Here is a 19,268-nt window from a genome sequence, read left to right as displayed (position 1 = left end):
GCGGGCGCTCACGCCGCCGCAGTTTTGAACTGATCGATACACAATCCGGAGGAGATCTCATGCCCCTGGCCGTCTTCGTCCTCGGGCTCAGCGTGTTCGCGCTGGGCACGTCCGAGTTCATGATCACCGGCCTGCTCCCCGGCATGGCCGCCGACCTGCACGTGAGCATCCCCGACGCCGGGCTGCTGATCTCGGCGTTCGCCATCGGCATGGTCGTCGGCGCGCCACTGCTGGCGATCGGCACCCTCCGGCTCCCCCGCCGCCGGACGCTGCTGGCGCTGCTCGTCGTGTTCGTCGGGGCGCACGTCGTCGGCGCCCTCGCCGGGAGCTACGCGGTCCTCTTCGCCACGCGGGTGGTCGCGGCGTTCGCGTGCGCCGGGTTCTGGGCCGTCGCCCTGGCGACGACCATCGCGCTCGTGCCCGCCGCCCGGCGCGGCCGCGCGATGGCGGTCCTGGTCGGCGGCCTGACCGTGGCGAACATCGCCGGGGTGCCCGCGGGGACGTTCCTCGGCCAGCACGCCGGCTGGCGCACGGCGTTCTGGGCCGTGGCGGTGGTGACCGTGGTCGCCGTGGCGGGCGTGGCGCTGCTGGTGCCGGAGACGACCGGTGACGCGGTGAGCGTCCTCGGCGAACTGCGGCTGTACCGGCGCGGCCGGGTCTGGCTCGCCCTCGGCGTGATCGCGCTGGCGCAGGCCATGATCTTCGCCGCGTTCAGCTACCTCGCGCCCCTGCTGACCGAGACCGACGGCCTCTCCGAGGGCTGGGTGCCCGGTGTCCTGGCGCTGTTCGGCGTCGGCGCGCTGATCGGGATCAGCGTGGGCGGCCGGTTCGCCGACCGGCGGCCGTTCGCGACGCTCTACGGCTTTCTCGCGCTCGCGCTGGCCGCGTTGCTCGTGCTCGCCCTGACCACCGACGCGGTCGTCGCCGTCGGGGCCGTGCTCGTCTTCGGCGTGGCCGGGTTCGGCGTGAACCCGGCGTTGAACCTGCGTGCCTACCAGGTCGCCGGCGACGCGCCCACGCTCGTGGGCGCCAGCACGACCGCGGCGTTCAACGTCGGCAACACCGCCGGCCCGTGGCTGGGCGGTGTCGCGATCGGCGCCGGGCTCGGCTTCCCGAGCGTCGCCTGGACCGGGATCGCCCTCGGCGTGGCGACCCTGGCCGCGCTCACGGTCGCCGCCGCCGTCCAGCGCGGCGACGACCGTGAGCCGGCCTTCGTGTGAGGCTCAGATCCCGAGGAAGTGGACCCCGCCGTCGACCATGATCATCGAGCCGGTGGTGGCGGGGAGCCAGTCCGAGAGCACCGCGCAGACGCTCTTCGCCACCGGGTCCGGGTCCGTGCTGTCCCAGCCGAGCGGCGCGCGCTCGCCCCAGCCGTCCTCCAGGTCGACGAAGCCCGGGATGGACTTCGCCGCCATCGTCTTCATCGGGCCCGCGCTGACCAGGTTGACGCGGATGCCCTGCGGCCCCAGCTCCTTGGCCAGGTACCGGTTGACCGACTCGAGCCCGGCCTTCGCGACGCCCATCCAGTTGTAGACCGGCCACGCGACGCGCGCGTCGAAGTCCATGCCGACGTACGACGCGCCGCGCCCCATCAGCGGCAGGCACGCCTTGGCCAGCGACATGTACGAGTACGTCGAGATCTCGATCGCGGTCTTGACGTCTTCGGCGGGCGCGTCGAGGAACGGCGCACCGAGGCAGGTCTGCGGGGCGAAGCCGATCGAGTGCAGCACGCCGTCGAGGCCGTCGACGTGCTCGCGGACCTTGCCGGCCAGGCCGTCGAGGTGCTCCTGGTTGGTGACGTCGAGTTCGATCACCGGCGCCTCTTCGGGCAGCCGCTTCGCGATGCGCTCGACCAGCGACATGCGGCCGAAGCCGGTCAGCACCACCTTCGCCCCCTCCTGCTGCGCGATCTTGGCCGCGTGGAAGGCGAGCGAGGCGTCGGTGATGATGCCGGTGATCAGCAGGCGCTTGCCTTCGAGCAGTCCGGGCACGGGTCCTCCAGGTCTTGGTTCGGGGTGGTGGGGGGTCAGTGGCCGAGGCCGAGGCCGCCGTCGACGGGCAGCACCGCGCCGTTGACGTAGCCGGCCTCGTCGGAAGCCAGGTAGCGCACGGCGGCGGCGATCTCCGACGGCTCGGCGTACCGGCCGGAAGGCACCTGCGCGAGGATCTCCTTCTTGCGGTCCTCGGGCAGTTCGTCGGTCATGTCCGTGTGGACGAACCCGGGCGCGACGACGTTCGAAGTGATGTTGCGCGAGCCGAGCTCACGGGCCAGCGACCGCGCGAAGCCGACCAGCCCGGCCTTCGACGCGGCGTAGTTGGCCTGGCCGGCCGAGCCGGAGAGGCCGACGACCGAGGAGATGAAGACGAACCGGCCCCACTTGCCGCGCAGCATGCCGCGCGAGGCCCGCTTGGCGACGCGGAAAGCGCCGGTCAGGTTGGCGTTGACGACGCGCTCGAACTGCTCCTCGCTCATCCGCATCAGCAGCGTGTCGTCGGTCAGCCCGGCGTTGGACACCAGCACCTCGACCGGCCCCTGGTGCTCCTCGACGAGCTTGAAGGCGGCGTCGACCTGCTCGGTGTCGGTGACGTCCGCCTGGACCCCGAAGAGCCCTTCGGGCGCCCCCGAACCACGGTGCGTGACGGCGACCCGGTGCCCCTGCTCGGCGAGGTCCCGGGCGATCGCCAGACCGATGCCCCGGTTGCCCCCGGTGACCAGAACCGACCGTCCCACTGTGTTCTCCCTCTTCTTCGCTGTGCGCTGCTGCCGCGCACGAGGCTATCGGCAGCGCCTCCGGGTCGCGCACCCGCGCCCGGGCTCGCCGCGGCCGTCCTGAACGGCTGTCCGGACCTGCCTCCCGACCTTGCTGGTTACCCGCTGGTTGGTCACCGTGAGTCGCAACACAGCAGGTCGGGGCCGCCCTCCGGCGGGTCCCCCGATCGCGGCTGTCCGGCGAGGGACCGGCACCGTCCTAAGCCCGTGTTAGGAACTGCCTCCCGGCCTTGCCGGGCATCCGCCGGGTGGTCACCGTGAGTCGCAACACAGGAGGTCGACGATGACAACCCGGCTCAGCGGTGCCGCCCCGGCCGTCAGCGAAAAGCGCGTGATCGGCAACGTGCTGCGCGGCTCGATCGGCAACTTGATCGAGTGGTACGACTGGTACGCCTACGCGGCGTTCACCACCTACTTCGCCAAATCCTTCTTCCCGACGTCCGACACCACGGCCGCGTTCCTGGGGACCGCGGCCGTGTTCGCCGTCGGGTTCCTCATGCGGCCGCTGGGCGGGTGGATGCTGGGGCGGTTCGCCGACCGGTTCGGCCGCCGCCGCGCGCTGGTGCTCTCGGTGACGCTGATGGCGGGCGGCTCGCTGCTCATCGCCGTCACGCCGAGCTACCACAGCATCGGGATCGCCGCGCCGATCCTGCTGCTCACCGCCCGGCTGATCCAGGGCCTCTCGGTCGGCGGCGAGTACTCCACCTCGGCGACCTACCTGTCCGAAGTGGCCACTCCCGGCAAGCGCGGCTTCTACTCGAGCTTCCAGTACGTGACCCTCTACGGCGGCCAGCTGCTGGCGCTGGGTCTCCAGCTGATCCTGCAGGCGCTGCTCACCGAACAGCAGCTGACGTCCTGGGGCTGGCGGATCGCGTTCGGCGTCGGCACGGTCGCCGCGCTCACCGTGATGTGGCTGCGGCGCGGCATGGACGAGTCCGAGAGCTACCAGCGCGAGGCGGGCCAAACCCACGGCGAACGCGGCACGCTGCGCGCGCTGGCCAAGTACCCCAAGGAGATCGCGCTCGTCGTCGGCCTGACCCTCGGCGGCACGGTCGGCTTCTACACCTTCGCCACCTACAGCCAGAAGTTCCTGGAGAACACCGCGCACCTCCCCCGGCGGCAGGTCACCATCGTGCTGTTCTGCGCGATCCTGGTCGCCGCGGTCCTGCAGCCGGTGTTCGGGCGCCTGTCCGACCGGATCGGCCGCCGGCCGCTGCTGCTGTTCTTCGGCATCGGCGGCACGCTGCTCACCGTCCCGCTGATGACGATCATGGGCTCGACCCGCAACCCCGTCGGCGCGTTCTTCCTCGTGCTCGCCGGGCTGGTGGTCGTCGCCGGGTACACCTCGATCAACGCCATCGTGAAGGCCGAGCTGTTCCCGACGAAGATCCGCGCCCTCGGTGTCGGGCTGCCCTACGCGCTGACCGTGGCGATCTTCGGCGGCACCGCCGAGCTGATCGCGCAGGCGCTGAAGAGCGCCGGGCACGAACCGGTGTTCTTCTGGTACGTCGCGGGCTGTGTCCTGGTGTCCCTCATCGTCTACGGCACAATGCGGGAAACCTCGAAGACCTCCGAGCTGGAAGAGCGCCGGGAAGACGACCACTGACAGGGGGATGGCCGTGCGCGTACTCCTCGTCGAAGACGACGCGGGTGTCGCCGGCGCGCTCGCCGAGTCGCTTCACGCGCGCGGTCATCCCGTCACCAGCGTCGCCCGCGGGGCCGACGCGCTGCACCACCACCGCACGGCCGACCTCGTCCTGCTCGACCTGGGCCTGCCCGACCTGGACGGCCTCGACGTCCTCCGCAAGATCCGGGCCGTCTCGCCGGTCCCGGTGATCGTGCTGACCGCCCGCGGCGACGAGCGCTCGGTCGTCCGCGGGCTGCGGCTCGGCGCCGACGACTACCTCACCAAGCCGGTCCGGCTGGCCGAGCTGCTGGCGCGGATGGACGCCGTCGTGCGGCGGGCGGTGGCCCGCGCCGCCCCGGCCGGCAGTGCCGGTGACGTCATGCGCGTCGAAGACGTCGAGATCGACCTCGGCGCCCGCCGGGTCCTCGTCGCCGGGCACGACGTCGGGCTCACCACCAAGGAGTTCGAGATCCTGGCCGTGCTCGCCGTCCGCCCCGGCACCGCGGTCAGCCGCCAGCAGCTCATGGACGAGGTCTGGGGCGACGCCTACCTCGCGGTGTCGCGCTCGCTCGACGTCCACCTGACCGGGCTGCGCGCCAAGCTGGACCGGCCGGGCCTGCTCACCACCATCCGCGGCTTCGGCTACCGGCTCGGCCGGGGCTGACCCGTGCGCACCCGGCTGCTGGTGGTCCTGGTCGCCCTCGCCCTCGCGGTGGTCGCCGCGTTCGCCGGGCCGCTGCTGACCGCCACCGCCGAGCAGCGCACGCAGCAGCTGGTCATCTCCCGCACCGCCGACGTCGACCGGTTCGTCGTGCTCGCCCAGCAGGCCGTCGACGCCCACGACCCGGCGGCCCTCGAGGCCGATGCGGAGCGCTACGCCGGGCTGTACGGCGAAGGCGTCGTCATCGTCGACGGCCGGCGCCTGCCGCTGGTGCAGGCGGGCGGCCTGACCGCAGGCGAGCCGGCGGTGCGCGCGCTGGTGGAGGCGACCATGCGCAACGAACCGGCCCCGCGGGTGGACCGGCTGGACCCGTGGTCGGCCGAACCGGCCTACTTCGCCCGCCCGGTCGGCACCGGAACCCGCGTGTCGGGCGTGGTCGTGCTGCGTGCGTCGGTGACGGCGGCGGCCTCCGACGTCGCCACCCTGTGGGGCACCATCGGCGCCGGCGCGGTGCTGGTCGCGATGGTGTTCGTGCTGCTCGCCGTGGTGCTGGCCCGGTGGATGGTGCGGCCGCTGCACGAACTCGAGACCGGGGTGCTGGCCGTGGCGGGCGGCCACCGCGCGCACGTCCCCGAACGCACCGGGCCGCGCGAGCTGCGGTCGCTGGCCGCCGAGGTCAACCGGATGTCCGAGGCCGTGCTCGAAGCCGCCGAGCAGCAGCACCGGCTGGTCGCCGACGCCTCGCACCAGCTGCGGAACCCGATGGCGGCGCTGCGGCTGCGGGTCGACTCCCTGGCCGGGCGGATCGACGGCGACGACACCACCTACCGGGCGACCGTCGCCGAAGTCGAACGCCTGGAGAAGCTCCTGGACGGTTTGCTGGCACTCGCGCTGGCCGAGAGCACGGCCACCCGGGTCGCCGCCGGGGGTGCGGACGAGTCCTGCGACCTCGCGTCCGTGCTGGCCGAACGCGTCGACGCCTGGCGCCCGGCCGCCGAGGACGCCGGTTCGACGCTCGTTCCCCCGCCGGGCCACGACGAGCCGGTGACCGTGCGCTGCCCGGAAGGCGAGCTCGCGCAGATCCTCGATGTGCTGCTGGACAACGCCGTCCACTACGCCGGCCGGGGCGCGAAGATCACGACCGAGTGGGGAAGCGGCGGGGAAACCGCGACACTCGTCGTGGCCGACGACGGGCCGGGACTGTCCGAACAGGACAGAGCGCGGGCGACCGAACGGTTCTGGCGCGCCGGCGGCGAAGGCGCCCCGCGCGGCACCGGCCTCGGCCTGGCCATCGCCCACCAGCAGGTGCGCACCCGCGGCGGGGTCCTGGAGCTGCGGCAGGGCCGCCCCCACGGCCTCGAAGTCCGCGTCACGCTGCCGCTGCGGGAGGTGCCGGGATGACGCTCCCCCGCCGCACGGCCCTGCTCGGCGGCCTCGGCCTCGCGCTGGCCGGGTGTTCGACAGCCGGCTACCGCGGCCCGGAACGCCCCCTCACCATCGCCGCCGGCGAGCGCGGCGGCTTCTACCTGGCCTTCGCCGAGCTCCTCTCGGCCGAACTGAACCGGGCGGAACCGCTGCTGCACGCCACCGCCGTGCCGACCGAGGCAAGTGTGGCCAACGTCGGGCTCGTGCAGCGGGGGCAGGCCGACCTCGGGCTGGTGCTCGCCGACGTCGCCCAGACCGCGCTCGGCGGTGGGCCGCCGTTCGCCGGGACGGTCCCGCTGCTCGCGCTCGGCCGCGTCTACGAGAACTACCTGCAGCTCGTCGTGCGCGCGGACGGCCCGGTGCGCCGCCTGCCCGACCTCGCCGGGCGCGCGGTGTCCCTGGGCGCGGGCGGCTCCGGGGCGGCACAGCTCGGCGAGCGCCTGTTCGCCAAGGCGGGCGTCGCGGTGGACGCCCGGCACCTGCTGTTCGACGACGCGGTCCGCGCGCTGGCCGGCCGCCGCATCGACGCCATGCTGTGGTCGGGCGGGATCCCGACGCCGAAGCTCGCCGAGCTGACCCGGACGACCCCGATCGCGCTGCTGCCCCTGGACTCGGTGGTGCCCGCGCTGCGCACGGCGTACGGCCCGGTGTACGACCAGGTCCAGGTCCCGGACGGCGCGTACCGCGGCGTCGGGGCGCTGAGCACGATCGGGGTGGCGAACCTGCTGGTGTGCGCGCCTTCGCTGCCCGACGACGTCGCCGCGGCGGTGGTCCGGCTGCTCGTCGAGCGCGCCACCGCGCTGGTGCCCGCCGAAGCCGTGGGGACGCAGTTCCTCGACGTACGGACGCTGATCGGGACCCAGCCGGTCCCGCTGCAGCCGGGCGCGGCGGCCGCGTACCGGGCCTTACATGGCTGACTGTGCTGATCGTTCCCGATCCGACCTCGGCCACGGCCGATGGCTTGGCGGAAACGGGTTGCGTGCCGCGCGGGGGTCGGCCTGCCTCGAGCCGGATCGGGAACTAGATTAAGTGCGTGACCGCACCTCGCCGCCCGATCGCCGAGCTGCCGCTGCGCGTGCGCTACCACGAGTGCGACGGCCAGGGCATCGTCTTCAACGCCCACTACCTGGCCTATGTGGACATGTGCTCCTTCGAGGCGGAGAAGGCCCTGTTCGGCTCCCACGACGAGTTCTTGGCACACGGCACCGACGTCGTGGTCGCGGAGGCGAACCTGAAGTTCCGCGCGCCGGCCCGCTACGACGACGAACTGGTCGTTTCGCAGTACCCGAACCACCTCGGCACGACGTCGCTGATCTTCGACTTCGAGATCCGCCGCGGCGAGACCCTCGTGGCGGCGGCCACCGTCCGGTACGTCTTCATCGACCCGGCGAGCCTGCGGCCCACACCGCCGCCGGACGCGGTCCGCAAGGTCTACGCCGCCTTGCTCGGGGACTGAGCCCGTGTTCCGCGTTCTCTTCTACCAGCCGGAAATCCCGCCCAACACCGGCAACGCGATCCGGCTGGCCGCCAACACCGGCTGCGAACTGCACCTGGTCGAGCCGCTCGGCTTCACCTTGGAGGACAAGCAGCTGCGCCGGGCCGGGCTCGATTACCACGACCTGGCCCGCGTCCACGTCCACGCTTCGCTGGCCGCGGCTTGGGAAGTGCTGCTGCCGGCGAAGGTCTACGCCTTCAGCGCCTCGGCGACGCGGCTGTACACCGAGGTCGCCTACACACCGGGCGACGTCCTGATGTTCGGGCCGGAGTCGGTGGGATTGCCCGAGGCGGTGCAGGAAGCGCCGGAGGTGACCGACCGCGTGCGGCTGCCGATGCTGCCGACGAGCCGGTCGCTCAACCTCGCGAACACCGCGGCGATCACGGTCTACGAGGCCTGGCGCCAGAACGGCTTCGCGAGCACCCTCCGGTAGGTTCGCCGGATGCGACAGCAGTTTCTGGGGGCGCTCATCGGCGCCGCGTTCGGCACCGTCTTCGTCCTGGTCAACTCCGGTGCTCCCGTCCCCGCGGCACTCGGCTGGGTGCTGCGCGCCCTCGCCGTGCTCGCCCTGGTGGCGGTGGTGGTCCTCGGCGTCCGCGCGGGCGGGCGGCCGACGCTCGACGACCGGCCGGTGTTCGGGCCGAGCTACCGGATGATCGTCATCGGCGAAGTGGTGCTGCTCGTCGCCGGGTTCTTCGTGCTGAGCCTGCTGGACGCGCCGGTCCAGGCGAACGTCGCGTGGATCGCCACGGTCGTCGGCCTGCACTTCGTCGCCCTCGCGTCGGCGTGGCAGGCCCGCTCGATCCTCGTCGTCGGCGCGGTCCTGACCGTGCTCGGCGTCGCCGGCCTCGTCCTGCTCGGGAGCGCCGCGGAGTGGGTGCCGTTCGTCAGCGGCGTCCTGTCCGGGGTGACCCTGCTCGGCGGAAGCCTGTACGGCGTCCGCCGAGCCTGAGTCAGGGCAGCCGTTGCCCGAAGAACAGGCTGGCCGCCGCGCCCAGCATGAGGATCAACGTCCCCGCCACCAGCCACGGCTTGCTCGCGTCGGCGTCCTTGAGCTCGTAGCCGATCTGCTCGCCGAGGTCGGCGTAGACCTTCTTCAGCTCCTCGGCGCTGGCCGCCTTGTAGAAGTCGCCGCCCGAAAGCCGCGCGATTTCGCGCAGCGACTCGTCGTCCACGCTGACCGGCTGCGGTTTGTCGTCGATGGTGACCGAACCGTGGGTGGTGCCGAAGGAGATCGACGAGATCGGCACCCCGGCCTGCTTCGCCGCCTGCGCCGCGGTGTAGCCGCCGCGCGCCGCGTACAGGTCCTCGGGCACGGTCTGCTTCCCGTCGGACATCAGCACGATCCGCGCCGGCGGTGGCCCGTCCGCCCCGCCGACGACGCTCGAGAAGCTCTCCACCGACTGCAACGCCGCGAAGATGCCTTCCCCGGTCGCCGTCGACTGGGCCAGCTTCAGGTTTTCGATCGCCTTGATCACGCCGTTGCGGTCGGTGGTCGGGTTGACCAGCACCGTCGCCGTGCCCGCGAACGAGATCAGCCCCAGGTTGATCCCCGGCGTCATGTTCCGCGCGAAGCTCGTCGCCGCTTCCTGGGCGGCCTGCAGCCGCGTCGGAAGGACGTCGGTGGCTTCCATCGACAGCGACACGTCGATCACCAGCATCACGGTCGCCCGGTTGCGCGGCACCTTCTGCTCGGCGGTCGGGCCGGCCAGCGCCACCGTGAGCAGCAGCAGCGACAGCACGATCAGCACCGCCGGCAGGTGCCGCACCCAGCCCTGGCTCTTCGGCGCGACCTTTTCGAGCAGGTCCAGGTTCGCGAACCGCATGGTCCGCTTCCGGCGCGCCCGCTGCGCGAGCACGTACCCGATGGCCACCGCGGCGACCGCGATCAGCAGCAGGAACCACCAAGGCGCCGCGAACCCCGTCAAACTCATGCGCACACCTCGCTGACGCTCGGTGCCGCCTGAGTCGGCAGCGCTGTGTTGAATGGTTCGGTCGCCAGTTCCCTCATGCGACACCCCCCGACCAGCGGCGCTTCCGGGCGACGACGAACCGCACCATGTCGGCGATCCAGTCGGCGTCCGTGCGCAGCGTCAGGTGGGCCGCACCCGCGCGCCGCAGGCCCGCCGCCACCCGTTGCCGGTGGGCGTGGGCCGCGGCCCCGAACTCCTTGCGCAGCAAGGCCGAAGCGTGCACTTCGCGCTGTTTCCCTGTCTCCGGGTCGGCCAGCACGACGGTGCCCACCTCGGGCAGGTCGATGTCGCGCGGGTCGAGGACTTCGATCGCGATCAGTTCGTGGCGCCCGCCCAGTGCCCGCAGCGGCCGCTCCCAGGACGTGTCGCCCAGGAAGTCGGAGATCACCACGGCCAGGCCCCGCCGGCGCGGCGGGCGGCGCAGCGCTTCGAGAGCCTCGGCGAAGTCGCCCCGGGTGCCCTCGGCCGCGCGCGGTGTCTCGGCGAGCTTGCGCACCAGCCCGCGGGCGTGCGCCAGGCCGCCGCGCGCCGGGATGCGGGTCGTGGCGGCGCCGGTGGAGATCAGGCCGCCGATCCGGTTGCCGCCGCCGCCGGTGAGGTGGGCGACCGCCGCGACGGCGCAGACCACCAGATCGCGCTTCTCGCACAACGCGGTACCGAAGTCGAGGCTCGCCGAAAGGTCGGCGACGACCCACGTCTCCAGCTCGCGGTCGGCCACGGTCTCGCGGATGTGCGGGGTCGTGGTGCGGGCGGTGACCGCCCAGTCCATCCGGCGCACGTCGTCGCCGGGCTGGTACGGGCGCGCCTCGCCGGGCTCGGACCCCGGCCCCGGCACCAGGCCGAGGTGGTTGCCCTGCAGCAGCCCGTCGAGCCGGCGGCGGACGTCGAGCTCCAGCGTGCGGAGCCCGGCCTCCAGGCGGTCGCCGCGCAGGACCGGCGGCGCCCACGAAGGGCGCTGGCCCTTCTCGTTCTTCGCCATCGCCGGGTTACCTGACCGGCGCGCCCGCCGGGACCGGGCCGCCCTGGCCGGCCCCGCCCTGCGGCCGGGCCGAGACCTGCGGCAGCGGCACGGTCTGCAGCACGCGCGTGATGATGTGGTCGATCGGCACGCCGTCGGCCAGGGCGTCGTAGGACAGCACGAGCCGGTGGCGCAGCACGTCCGGGACGACGTCGACGACGTCCTGCGGCAGCACGTAGTCGCGGCCACGGACCAGGGCCAGCGCCCGCGCGGCGGCGATGATGCCGAGGCTCGCGCGCGGCGAAGCGCCGTAGGACACCCAGCCGGCGACGTCGGCGAGGCCGTGCTCGTTCGGCGTCCGGGTGGTCAGCACCAGCCGCACGACGTAGTCGACGAGGGCGTGGTGCACGAACACCTGCGACGCGACACCCTGCAGCCGGACGAGCTCGCCCGGGCTGAGCACTTCGTGCGGGGTCGGCGGGGTGACGCCCATCCGGTAGATGATCTCGCGCTCCTCCTCGGCGGAGGGGTACTCGACGAGGATCTTGAACAGGAACCGGTCGCGCTGCGCCTCCGGCAGCGGGTACACGCCCTCGTTCTCGATCGGGTTCTGCGTGGCGAGCACGAGGAACGGGTCCGGCATCGGGAACGTCTGGCCGCCGATCGACACGTGCCGCTCGGCCATCACCTCGAGCATCGCCGACTGGACCTTGGCGGGCGCGCGGTTGATCTCGTCGGCGAGCACGAAGTTCGCCACGACCGGGCCGAGCTCGACGTCGAAGCGCTCGGCGCCCTGGCGGTAGATGCGGGTGCCGAGGATGTCGGCGGGCACCAGGTCGGGAGTGAACTGCACGCGGGAGAACGAGCCGCCGACGACCCGGGCGAACGTCTCCACCGCGAGGGTCTTCGCCACGCCGGGCACGCCTTCGAGCAGCAGGTGGCCCTTGGCCAGCAGGCCGACCAGCATCCGCTCGACCAGGCGGTCCTGGCCGACGATGATCCGCTTGACCTCGAACACGGTCCGCTCCAGCAACTGGGCGTCCCGCGCCGGCGTTGCGGGCTGCTGCCCGTTCCCGCCCTCGGCGTAGCCGGGCTCGGTCACTCTGCCTCCTCGAAATCTCGTGCGCCGCCCCCGCGACGGTGATCACGCGGTGCGACCGTACTGCGCCCCCGGTCGGCCGTCTCATCCGGCACGCGGACGAACGCACCCGGCTCACGATCAGCCAACACGGTCAGTGGTGTGACACCTGTGAAGCACCTCTTCGACAGGACAGCGGGACCGGGCTGGGCGAGGATGCGAAGGTGACCCGTGTCAGGCTCGCGGAGCTGGTCGCCACCCTGTCGCTGGTGGCCGACCTCGGCATGGGCCGCCCCATGGAGCGGGTCCTGCGCCAGACGGTGATCACGCTCCGGCTGGCCGACGCGGCCGGTGTCGAGCCCGGGATCCGGGCCGCGGCCTACTACACGTCGTTGCTGACGTGGATCGGGTGCGCGGCGGACACCAGCGAACTGGCCGAGCTGTTCGGGGACGAGACGCAGCTCTACGCCGACACCCACGACGAGGACCTGGCCGGGGTCACGATGGCGCTGTTCATCGCGCGCCACCTGGGCGGCGGCGGCTCGCGGCTGCGGCGGGCCGGGCTGGTGTGCCGGTTCCTCGCCACGGCCGGGAAGTCGGTGCAGCGGGTGATGCAGGCGCACTGCCAGGGCGCCAGCGAACTCGCGGACCGGCTGCGGCTCGGCGACGACGTCTGCCGCCCCCTGCTGCAGGCTTTCGAGCGCTGGGACGGCCGCGGGGTGCCGGGGCTGGCCGGCGGCGACGAACTCGCCCTGGCGATGCGGCTGGTCCAGCTCGCCGACGCCGAAGCGGTCCAGGAGCACGCGGACTGCGGAGGCTTCCGGTGACCACGATCCGCGAGGTGGCGGCGGTCATCGACCCGGCCACCGGCGAGCCCGCCTGACCCGGCTCGGCTCCGCGCGGCGGCGCGACTCGGCGGCTCGGCCCGGCTCGGCGACGCAGCTCGGCGCGGCGGCACAACGCGGCGGCACAACGCGGCGCGCTGTGGCTGCCCGGCCCGGCTCGGCAGCTCGGCGCGGCGGCCTAATGCCGCGCACCTTGGCTGACCGGCGCGGCTCGGCGGCACAACGCGGCAGCTCAACGCCGCGCGCTGCGGCTGACCGGCGCGGCTCAGCGGGCGCAGCTCGGCCCGGCCCGCGGCGCGGCTCGCTGCGGCTGACCGGCATGGCTCGGCGGCGCAACTACGCTCGGCTGCGCAGCTCGGCTCGGAGCGCGGCGGCTGACCGGCGCGGCTCGGCGGCCTCGCCCGAGGTGCCCCGCTGAACCGCCGCCCGCCCCACCAGCGCGGCCCGAGCCCCTCGGTGGGCCGCTGCCGCCCACCCCACCCGACCGTCGCTCCCCGACGCAGCGCGGCCGGCGCAAGCACGCAGCCCGGCAGCGCGACCGCGGCCTCCACGATGGCCGCGTCGCTCAGCTCACCGATGCCGCTCGAGGTCCTCGGGCGTGTCGATGTCGTCGGCTTCGCCCCGCTCCGCCGGGACCTCGGCCACCGCCAGCCCGCCCAGGACCCGGCGCAGGGCCGCGTTCTCCGCCTGCTCCGGCACCGCCGCCCGCAGCGACGGCAACCGCCAGGCGCCCAGGAGCCACTGGCGCTCCCCCGCCGCGTCCACCAGGACCGCGCCGTCGCCGTCGCCGACGGCCGCCACCAGCCTGTCCACTGTGGAGCGGCGGACGCCCGGGAGGTCGGCGGCCAGCAGCACGACCGCCTCGACGTCGTCGGGCACGAAGACCAGGCCCGCCGCCAGCGCCGCCACCGGGCCGGTGCCCGGCACCGGTTCGCGCGTCCACACGACGTCGAAGCCCGGGCGGCGCGGGCCGACCGCGATCACCCGCTCGGCGCCGTCGAGGGCGTGGATCGCGCGGGCCAGCAACGGTTTCCCGCCCACCGACAGCGCCGGCTTGTCCACACCGGACAGCCGGCGGGCCGAGCCACCGGCCACCACGATCCCCGCGTAGCGCACCGAGGCACCCTAGCGGCCCAGCACGAGGTAGGTGAAGCCCAGCACCCCCCGGTAGTCCCGGACATACTGACGCAGCCGCCCGTCGAGCCACTCCCGCACCCGCTCCGCCCGCGGGTCGGCCGGGTGCGCCACCAGCCACTCCGCCCAGCCGGCCCGCGAGGTCGACTCGAAGTCGTCCCATTCCAGCTGGTCGGCGGTGCTGAAGTGCAGCACGCGCCAGCCGGCGCCGGCCGCGGCGTCGAGCAGGTCCGGCAGGGTCAGCAGGTCCGGGCCGAAGATCTCCCGCGCCGCCGGGCCGGGCGGCGCCGCCCAGAAGCCGTCGCCGTAGAGCAGCCGGCCGGACGGCCGCACCACCCGGGCGAGCGCTGCCAGCGCGGCCGTGGTCGAGCCGAAGATGTGGGCGGCCCCGACGCAGAACACCCGCTCGGCCGGATCGTCCCAGGTCGCGGCGTCCGCCTCGGCGAACTCCACCGCCAAGCCACGGGACGCGGCCGCCGCCCGGCCACGGTCGAGGCCGGTCACGTCGGTGTCGACACCGGTCGCGCGCAGGCCGGGGGCCCGGGCGGCCGCGCGGAGCAGCAGCTCACCCCAGCCGCAGCCGAGGTCGACGAGCCGGCCCTCGCCCAGGGCCATCCGGTCGAGCAGCAGTTCCGCGTGCGGCTCGGACAGCGGCGTGTTCCAGCGCATCCGGGTGCGCCGCAGCGCGTTCAGTTCGTCGTCCACGCGGCCGATCTTCGCGACGTCCCGGGCCGCCGTCGAGCGAGTTTTCAGCCGACCAGCCGCGTCGCGTACGGCATGATCCCGCCGTAGCGCACCGGGGCCACCCGGACCCGCAGGCCGGACTGCGGCGCCTCGACCATCTGCCCGCCGCCGAGGTAGAGCGCGACGTGGTGGATGCCGCCCGGGCCACCCCAGAACAGCAGGTCGCCGCGGCGCATCTGGGACAGCGGCACCTGCCGTCCCGACGAGTACTGGTAGCCGCTGTAGTGCGGCAGCGAGCGGACCCCGGCGAAGGCGTAGATCATCAGGCCGGAGCAGTCGAAGCCGATCTTGTTGTAGTCGCCGTAGCGGTCGGCGATGCCGCCGTCGCGGATGCCGCGGGTCGCGCCGCTCGCGTTGCCGCCGCCCCACGCGTAGGGCATCCCGAGCGTGGACATCGCCCGCGCGATCACCGCCTCGATCGACGAGCCGGCCGGGGCCGACGGCGCCGGTCCGCCCGACGGACGGCCACCCCCGGCCGCCGCAGCGGCGGCAGCGGCGGCGAGCGCGGCCTGACGCGCGCGTTCCTCGTCCTCGCGCTGCTTCTGGGCGAGCCAGTCCTGGTAGCGCTGCCGCTGTCCCTGCAGGCCGCTGACCTTGGCCTGGGCGGCGTAGAGCTGCTGCTCGACGTCGGTCTTGTTCTTCTCGAGCTGGGAGTTCTGGGCGGCCTGGCCGTCCTGGGCGCGCTCGGCGGTGGTCTGCGCGGCGTCGGCGCTGTTCTTCGCCCGGCGCGCCGCGTCCTGCTTCTGCTGGGCGATCTCGGCGGCCTTGCGGGCGGCGGCGTCCTTGTTGGACTTCTCGGTCTGCGCCTGCTGGAGCCGGTCGAGGGCGTTGAGCCGGTCGCCGCCCACGGCGTCGAGCAGCTGCGCGCGGGCGAGCATGTCCTTCGGGCTGTCCGCGCTCAGGTACGCCGAGAGGGAGCCGACCGTGCTGCCCTGCTGGAAGCTGGCGGCGGCGAAGGTCTTCAGGTCCGCCCGGGCCTGCTCGATGGCCGACGCGGCCGCGTCGGCTTCGGTGCGAGCGGCCTTCGCGTCGTTCTCCGCCTGCGCCGCGTCGTCCTGCGCGATCTGCAGGTCGACCAGCGCCTTGTTGGCTTGTTCCTGCTTGAGCTCGACGTCGTCCTGCAGCTGCGTGAGCTTCTGCTCGGCCTGGGCCAGCTGGTTGGTCAGCCGGCCGACCTCGCCGGCCTTCGCGTTCGCGTCGGCCTTGCCGGCCTGGATGTCGGAATCGCTGGGGTTCGGCGGCGGCGGGGGTGCCGCGAGCCCCGTGCCCCCGGCGCCGAACAAGATCACCAGCGTGAGCGTGCTCACGCTGAGTCCCCGGCGGACGCGCGGCACCCTCGGACCCCCGCACCGTCCTGACAAGACCGCCACCTCCGCTCACCAGCGCACACCCCGTGTCACTGCAGTCACACCACTATCACAAGCCTCAGCCGAAACTTACACAACGTAGGCACCAATTCCCCTCATTGAGGGACCCCGGCGTCGGATGGCGCAGCCCACACCGCGTGTCGTCTTGTCCGCTAAACAGGACAGGCGTACTGTTTGAACCACCGCGAGGTGTGCCATCCCGCATCCGGTCCTACGGTGGGGGTGCGCAAGACTCGCCCCACCGAACCGACCGAACTGACCCGGGACTCCTCTGCCGCGACGGAGCGGCGTCCCCGCCACTGGAGTTAGACGTGACCTCACCCGCCAGCAAGGACAGCTTCGGCGCCAAAGACACGCTGAAGGTCGGCGACGCCTCGTACGAGGTGTTCCGCCTGAACAAGGTCGAGGGCGCCGAGCTGCTGCCCTACAGCCTGAAGATCCTGCTCGAGAACCTGCTGCGCACCGAGGACGGCGCGAACATCACCGCCGACCACATCCGCGCGCTCGGCTCCTGGGACCCGAACGCCGACCCGTCGATCGAGATCCAGTTCACGCCGGCCCGCGTGATCATGCAGGACTTCACCGGCGTCCCCTGCGTCGTCGACCTCGCCACCATGCGCGAAGCGGTCACCGACCTGGGCGGCGACCCCGACAAGGTCAACCCGCTGGCCCCGGCCGAGCTGGTCATCGACCACTCGGTGATCATCGACGTCTTCGGCCGCCCGGACGCCTTCGAGCGCAACGTCGAGATCGAGTACGAGCGCAACCGCGAGCGCTACCAGTTCCTGCGCTGGGGCCAGGGCGCCTTCGACGAGTTCAAGGTCGTCCCGCCGGGCACCGGCATCGTGCACCAGGTCAACATCGAGCACCTCGCCCGCACGGTGATGTCCCGGGGCGGCCAGGCCTACCCCGACTCCTGCGTCGGCACCGACTCGCACACCACCATGGTCAACGGCCTCGGCGTGCTGGGCTGGGGCGTCGGCGGCATCGAGGCCGAGGCGGCCATGCTGGGCCAGCCGGTGTCGATGCTCATCCCGCGCGTCGTCGGCTTCAAGCTGACCGGCGAGATCCCGGCCGGCGTCACCGCCACCGACGTCGTGCTGACCATCACCGAGATGCTGCGCCGCCACGGCGTCGTCGGCAAGTTCGTCGAGTTCTACGGCGAGAGCGTCGCCGAGGTGCCGCTGGCCAACCGCGCCACCATCGGCAACATGAGCCCGGAATTCGGCTCCACCGCGGCGATCTTCCCGATCGACGAGGAGACCGTCCGCTACCTCAAGCTGACCGGGCGTTCGGCCGAGCAGGTCGCGCTGGTCGAGGCCTACGCCAAGGAGCAGGGCCTCTGGCACGACCCGTCGCGCGAGGCGGCCTACTCCGAGTACCTCGAGCTGGACCTGTCGACGGTCGTCCCGTCGATCGCCGGCCCGAAGCGCCCGCAGGACCGCATCGAGCTGACCGACGCGAAGTCGTCGTTCCGCAAGTCGATCCACGACTACGTGGACGGCGAGGACAACACCCCGCACACCAAGATGGACGAGGCTTCGGAGGAGTCCTTCCCGGCCAGCGACGCTCCCTCGCTGTCGTTCGCCGAGGACGACGCCGCCCCGGTCACCAGCTCGGCCGCGAACGGCGCGTCGGGCCGCCCGAGCAAGCCGGTCAAGGTCTCGACGGCGGACCGCGGCGAGTTCGTGCTCGACCACGGCGCCGTCGTGATCGCCTCGATCACCTCGTGCACCAACACCTCGAACCCGTCGGTCATGCTCGGCGCCGCGCTGCTCGCGCGCAACGCCGTGGACAAGGGCCTCGCGGTGAAGCCGTGGGTGAAGACGTCGATGGCGCCGGGCTCGCAGGTCGTCACCGACTACTACACCAAGGCCAACCTGTGGCCGTACCTGGAGAAGCTGGGCTACCACCTGGTCGGCTACGGCTGCACCACGTGCATCGGCAACTCCGGCCCGCTCTCGGACGAGATCTCCGCGGCGATCCAGGAGAACGACCTCACCGCGGTGTCGGTGCTCTCGGGCAACCGGAACTTCGAAGGCCGGATCAACCCCGACGTGAAGATGAACTACCTCGCGTCGCCGCCGCTGGTCATCGCCTACGCGCTGGCCGGCACGATGGACTTCGACTTCGCGAACCAGCCGCTGGGCCAGGACACGAACGGCGACGACGTCTTCCTGAAGGACATCTGGCCGACGGCCAAGGAAATCCAGGAGACCATCGACCACGCGATCACGCAGGAGATGTTCACCAAGGACTACGCGGACGTCTTCGACGGCGGCGAGCGCTGGAAGTCGCTGCCCACGCCGGAGGGCAAGACCTTCGAGTGGGACCTCGAGTCCACCTACGTCCGGAAGCCCCCGTACTTCGAGGGCATGACGCCGGAGCCGGCGGCGGTCACCGACATCACCGGCGCGCGCGTGCTGGCGAAGCTGGGCGACTCGGTCACCACCGACCACATCTCCCCCGCCGGCGCGATCAAGCCGGGCACCCCGGCCGCGCAGTACCTGACCGAGCACGGCGTGGAGAAGAAGGACTTCAACTCCTACGGCTCCCGGCGCGGCAACCACGAGGTGATGATCCGCGGCACGTTCGCGAACATCCGGCTGCGCAACCAGCTGCTGGACGACGTGCAGGGCGGCTACACCCGCGACTTCACCGTCGAGGGCGCCCCGCAGGCGTTCATCTACGACGCGGCGCAGAACTACGCGGCGGCGGGCACCCCGCTGGTCGTGCTGGGCGGCAAGGAGTACGGCTCGGGCTCGTCGCGTGACTGGGCGGCCAAGGGCACCTCGCTGCTGGGCGTCCGCGCGGTGATCACCGAGTCGTTCGAGCGCATCCACCGCTCGAACCTGATCGGCATGGGTGTCATCCCGCTGCAGTTCCCGGCGGGCGAGTCGGCCTCGTCGCTCGGCCTCGACGGCACCGAGACGTTCGACATCGCGGGCATCACGGCGCTGAACGACGGCGACACGCCCCGCACGGTGCACGTCACCGCCACCAAGAACGACGGCACCAAGGTGGAGTTCGACGCGGACGTCCGCATCGACACCCCGGGCGAGGCGGACTACTACCGCAACGGCGGCATCCTGCAGTACGTGCTGCGGAAGATGACGCAGGCGTAAGGGTTACTGCATTCGGAGGGCCTCCCCGTCGTTCGACGGGGAGGCCCTCTTTTTTCGCTACCGTGA

General features: G+C 72.6%; 18 protein-coding genes. 10 read left to right on the top strand and 8 right to left on the bottom strand.

Annotated elements, in window-relative coordinates; genetic code table 11:
• Nucleotides 1-59: 59 nt before the first annotated feature.
• A complete protein-coding gene (locus AB0M30_RS17185; RefSeq protein WP_364584995.1) occupies nucleotides 60-1,220 on the top strand; it encodes a Cmx/CmrA family chloramphenicol efflux MFS transporter in 1,161 nt (386 codons plus the stop codon).
• Nucleotides 1,221-1,223: 3 nt separating this feature from the next.
• On the opposite strand, the gene fabI is transcribed toward AB0M30_RS17185, so the two are convergent.
• Together fabI and AB0M30_RS17175 are read right to left on the bottom strand one after the other, a co-directional pair.
• Nucleotides 1,224-1,991 (bottom strand): enoyl-ACP reductase FabI, encoded by a 768-nt coding sequence (gene fabI / locus AB0M30_RS17180; RefSeq protein WP_103342645.1) that lies wholly within the window; start codon nucleotides 1,989-1,991, stop codon nucleotides 1,224-1,226.
• 35 nt (nucleotides 1,992-2,026) lie between these two features.
• Entirely contained in the window at nucleotides 2,027-2,731 is a 705-nt protein-coding gene (locus AB0M30_RS17175) for a beta-ketoacyl-ACP reductase (RefSeq protein WP_364584994.1), read from the bottom strand.
• Nucleotides 2,732-3,053: 322 nt separating this feature from the next.
• On the opposite strand from AB0M30_RS17175, the gene AB0M30_RS17170 reads away from it, so the two are divergent.
• The 7 genes from AB0M30_RS17170 to AB0M30_RS17140 all read left to right on the top strand — a co-directional run bounded on the left by AB0M30_RS17170 (nucleotide 3,054) and on the right by AB0M30_RS17140 (nucleotide 8,930).
• On the top strand, nucleotides 3,054-4,376 hold the full coding sequence (locus AB0M30_RS17170) for an MFS transporter (protein ID WP_364584993.1): 1,323 nt from the start codon (nucleotides 3,054-3,056) through the stop codon (nucleotides 4,374-4,376).
• 7 nt (nucleotides 4,377-4,383) lie between these two features.
• On the top strand, nucleotides 4,384-5,061 hold the full coding sequence (locus AB0M30_RS17165; protein WP_364584992.1) for a response regulator transcription factor: 678 nt from the start codon (nucleotides 4,384-4,386) through the stop codon (nucleotides 5,059-5,061).
• Between the two features lie 3 nt (nucleotides 5,062-5,064).
• The gene (locus tag AB0M30_RS17160; RefSeq protein WP_364584991.1) at nucleotides 5,065-6,459 is read left to right on the top strand and encodes a HAMP domain-containing sensor histidine kinase; all 1,395 of its coding nucleotides are present in this window, start codon (nucleotides 5,065-5,067) and stop codon (nucleotides 6,457-6,459) included.
• Complete coding sequence (locus tag AB0M30_RS17155; RefSeq protein ID WP_364584990.1) at nucleotides 6,456-7,400, top strand: TAXI family TRAP transporter solute-binding subunit; 945 nt, start codon at nucleotides 6,456-6,458, stop codon at nucleotides 7,398-7,400. The genes AB0M30_RS17160 and AB0M30_RS17155 overlap by 4 nt, the downstream gene beginning before the upstream one ends.
• A 116-nt stretch (nucleotides 7,401-7,516) precedes the next feature.
• A complete protein-coding gene (locus tag AB0M30_RS17150; RefSeq protein WP_364584989.1) occupies nucleotides 7,517-7,939 on the top strand; it encodes a thioesterase family protein in 423 nt (140 codons plus the stop codon).
• 4 nt (nucleotides 7,940-7,943) lie between these two features.
• On the top strand, nucleotides 7,944-8,411 hold the full coding sequence (locus AB0M30_RS17145) for a tRNA (cytidine(34)-2'-O)-methyltransferase (RefSeq protein ID WP_364584988.1): 468 nt from the start codon (nucleotides 7,944-7,946) through the stop codon (nucleotides 8,409-8,411).
• A 9-nt stretch (nucleotides 8,412-8,420) separates the two neighbouring features.
• A complete protein-coding gene (locus AB0M30_RS17140) occupies nucleotides 8,421-8,930 on the top strand; it encodes a hypothetical protein (RefSeq protein WP_364584987.1) in 510 nt (169 codons plus the stop codon).
• A gap of 1 nt (nucleotide 8,931) precedes the next feature.
• On the opposite strand, the gene AB0M30_RS17135 is transcribed toward AB0M30_RS17140, so the two are convergent.
• The 3 genes from AB0M30_RS17135 to AB0M30_RS17125 form a co-directional block, all read right to left on the bottom strand.
• Nucleotides 8,932-9,912 carry a VWA domain-containing protein gene (locus AB0M30_RS17135; RefSeq protein WP_364584986.1) on the bottom strand — a complete coding sequence of 327 codons (981 nt, stop codon included), beginning with the start codon at nucleotides 9,910-9,912 and terminating at the stop codon, nucleotides 8,932-8,934.
• 73 nt (nucleotides 9,913-9,985) lie between these two features.
• On the bottom strand, nucleotides 9,986-10,930 hold the full coding sequence (locus AB0M30_RS17130; protein ID WP_103342635.1) for a DUF58 domain-containing protein: 945 nt from the start codon (nucleotides 10,928-10,930) through the stop codon (nucleotides 9,986-9,988).
• A gap of 7 nt (nucleotides 10,931-10,937) precedes the next feature.
• Nucleotides 10,938-12,011, bottom strand: coding sequence for an AAA family ATPase (locus AB0M30_RS17125; RefSeq protein WP_103342634.1), 1,074 nt, complete (start codon nucleotides 12,009-12,011; stop codon nucleotides 10,938-10,940).
• Between the two features lie 200 nt (nucleotides 12,012-12,211).
• Here AB0M30_RS17125 and AB0M30_RS17120 point away from each other — a divergent pair, with 200 nt between their 5' ends.
• Nucleotides 12,212-12,814, top strand: coding sequence for a hypothetical protein (locus AB0M30_RS17120; protein ID WP_364584985.1), 603 nt, complete (start codon nucleotides 12,212-12,214; stop codon nucleotides 12,812-12,814).
• 588 nt (nucleotides 12,815-13,402) lie between these two features.
• Here the strand turns inward: AB0M30_RS17120 and AB0M30_RS17115 are convergent.
• The 3 genes from AB0M30_RS17115 to AB0M30_RS17105 are packed head-to-tail and all read right to left on the bottom strand — an operon-like array spanning nucleotide 13,403 to nucleotide 16,044.
• Nucleotides 13,403-13,948, bottom strand: a complete 546-nt coding sequence (locus AB0M30_RS17115) for an NTP transferase domain-containing protein (RefSeq protein ID WP_103342633.1) — start codon at nucleotides 13,946-13,948, stop codon at nucleotides 13,403-13,405.
• A 9-nt stretch (nucleotides 13,949-13,957) separates the two neighbouring features.
• Nucleotides 13,958-14,671 (bottom strand): class I SAM-dependent methyltransferase, encoded by a 714-nt coding sequence (locus AB0M30_RS17110; RefSeq protein ID WP_364584984.1) that lies wholly within the window; start codon nucleotides 14,669-14,671, stop codon nucleotides 13,958-13,960.
• 44 nt (nucleotides 14,672-14,715) lie between these two features.
• Complete coding sequence (locus tag AB0M30_RS17105; protein WP_364584983.1) at nucleotides 14,716-16,044, bottom strand: NlpC/P60 family protein; 1,329 nt, start codon at nucleotides 16,042-16,044, stop codon at nucleotides 14,716-14,718.
• Nucleotides 16,045-16,388: 344 nt separating this feature from the next.
• Here AB0M30_RS17105 and AB0M30_RS17100 point away from each other — a divergent pair, with 344 nt between their 5' ends.
• Nucleotides 16,389-19,202, top strand: a complete 2,814-nt coding sequence (locus AB0M30_RS17100; RefSeq protein WP_364584982.1) for an aconitate hydratase — start codon at nucleotides 16,389-16,391, stop codon at nucleotides 19,200-19,202.
• The last annotated feature ends 66 nt before the right edge of the window (nucleotides 19,203-19,268 follow it).

The sequence above is a fragment of the Amycolatopsis sp. NPDC051716 genome, from assembly GCF_040681595.1.
In the GTDB taxonomy this organism is placed as follows: Bacteria; Actinomycetota; Actinomycetes; order Mycobacteriales; family Pseudonocardiaceae; genus Amycolatopsis.
This window is presented reverse-complemented; position numbering and strand designations above follow the sequence as displayed.

Coding starts and splice junctions, on each gene's coding strand:
- AB0M30_RS17130 (WP_103342635.1), bottom strand. CDS start 10,930: ATGGCGAAGAACGAGAAGGGCCAGCGCCCTTCGTGGGCGCCGCCGGTC.
- AB0M30_RS17170 (WP_364584993.1), top strand. CDS start 3,054: ATGACAACCCGGCTCAGCGGTGCCGCCCCGGCCGTCAGCGAAAAGCGC.
- AB0M30_RS17155 (WP_364584990.1), top strand. CDS start 6,456: ATGACGCTCCCCCGCCGCACGGCCCTGCTCGGCGGCCTCGGCCTCGCG.
- AB0M30_RS17135 (WP_364584986.1), bottom strand. CDS start 9,912: ATGAGTTTGACGGGGTTCGCGGCGCCTTGGTGGTTCCTGCTGCTGATC.
- AB0M30_RS17185 (WP_364584995.1), top strand. CDS start 60: ATGCCCCTGGCCGTCTTCGTCCTCGGGCTCAGCGTGTTCGCGCTGGGC.
- AB0M30_RS17140 (WP_364584987.1), top strand. CDS start 8,421: ATGCGACAGCAGTTTCTGGGGGCGCTCATCGGCGCCGCGTTCGGCACC.
- AB0M30_RS17165 (WP_364584992.1), top strand. CDS start 4,384: ATGGCCGTGCGCGTACTCCTCGTCGAAGACGACGCGGGTGTCGCCGGC.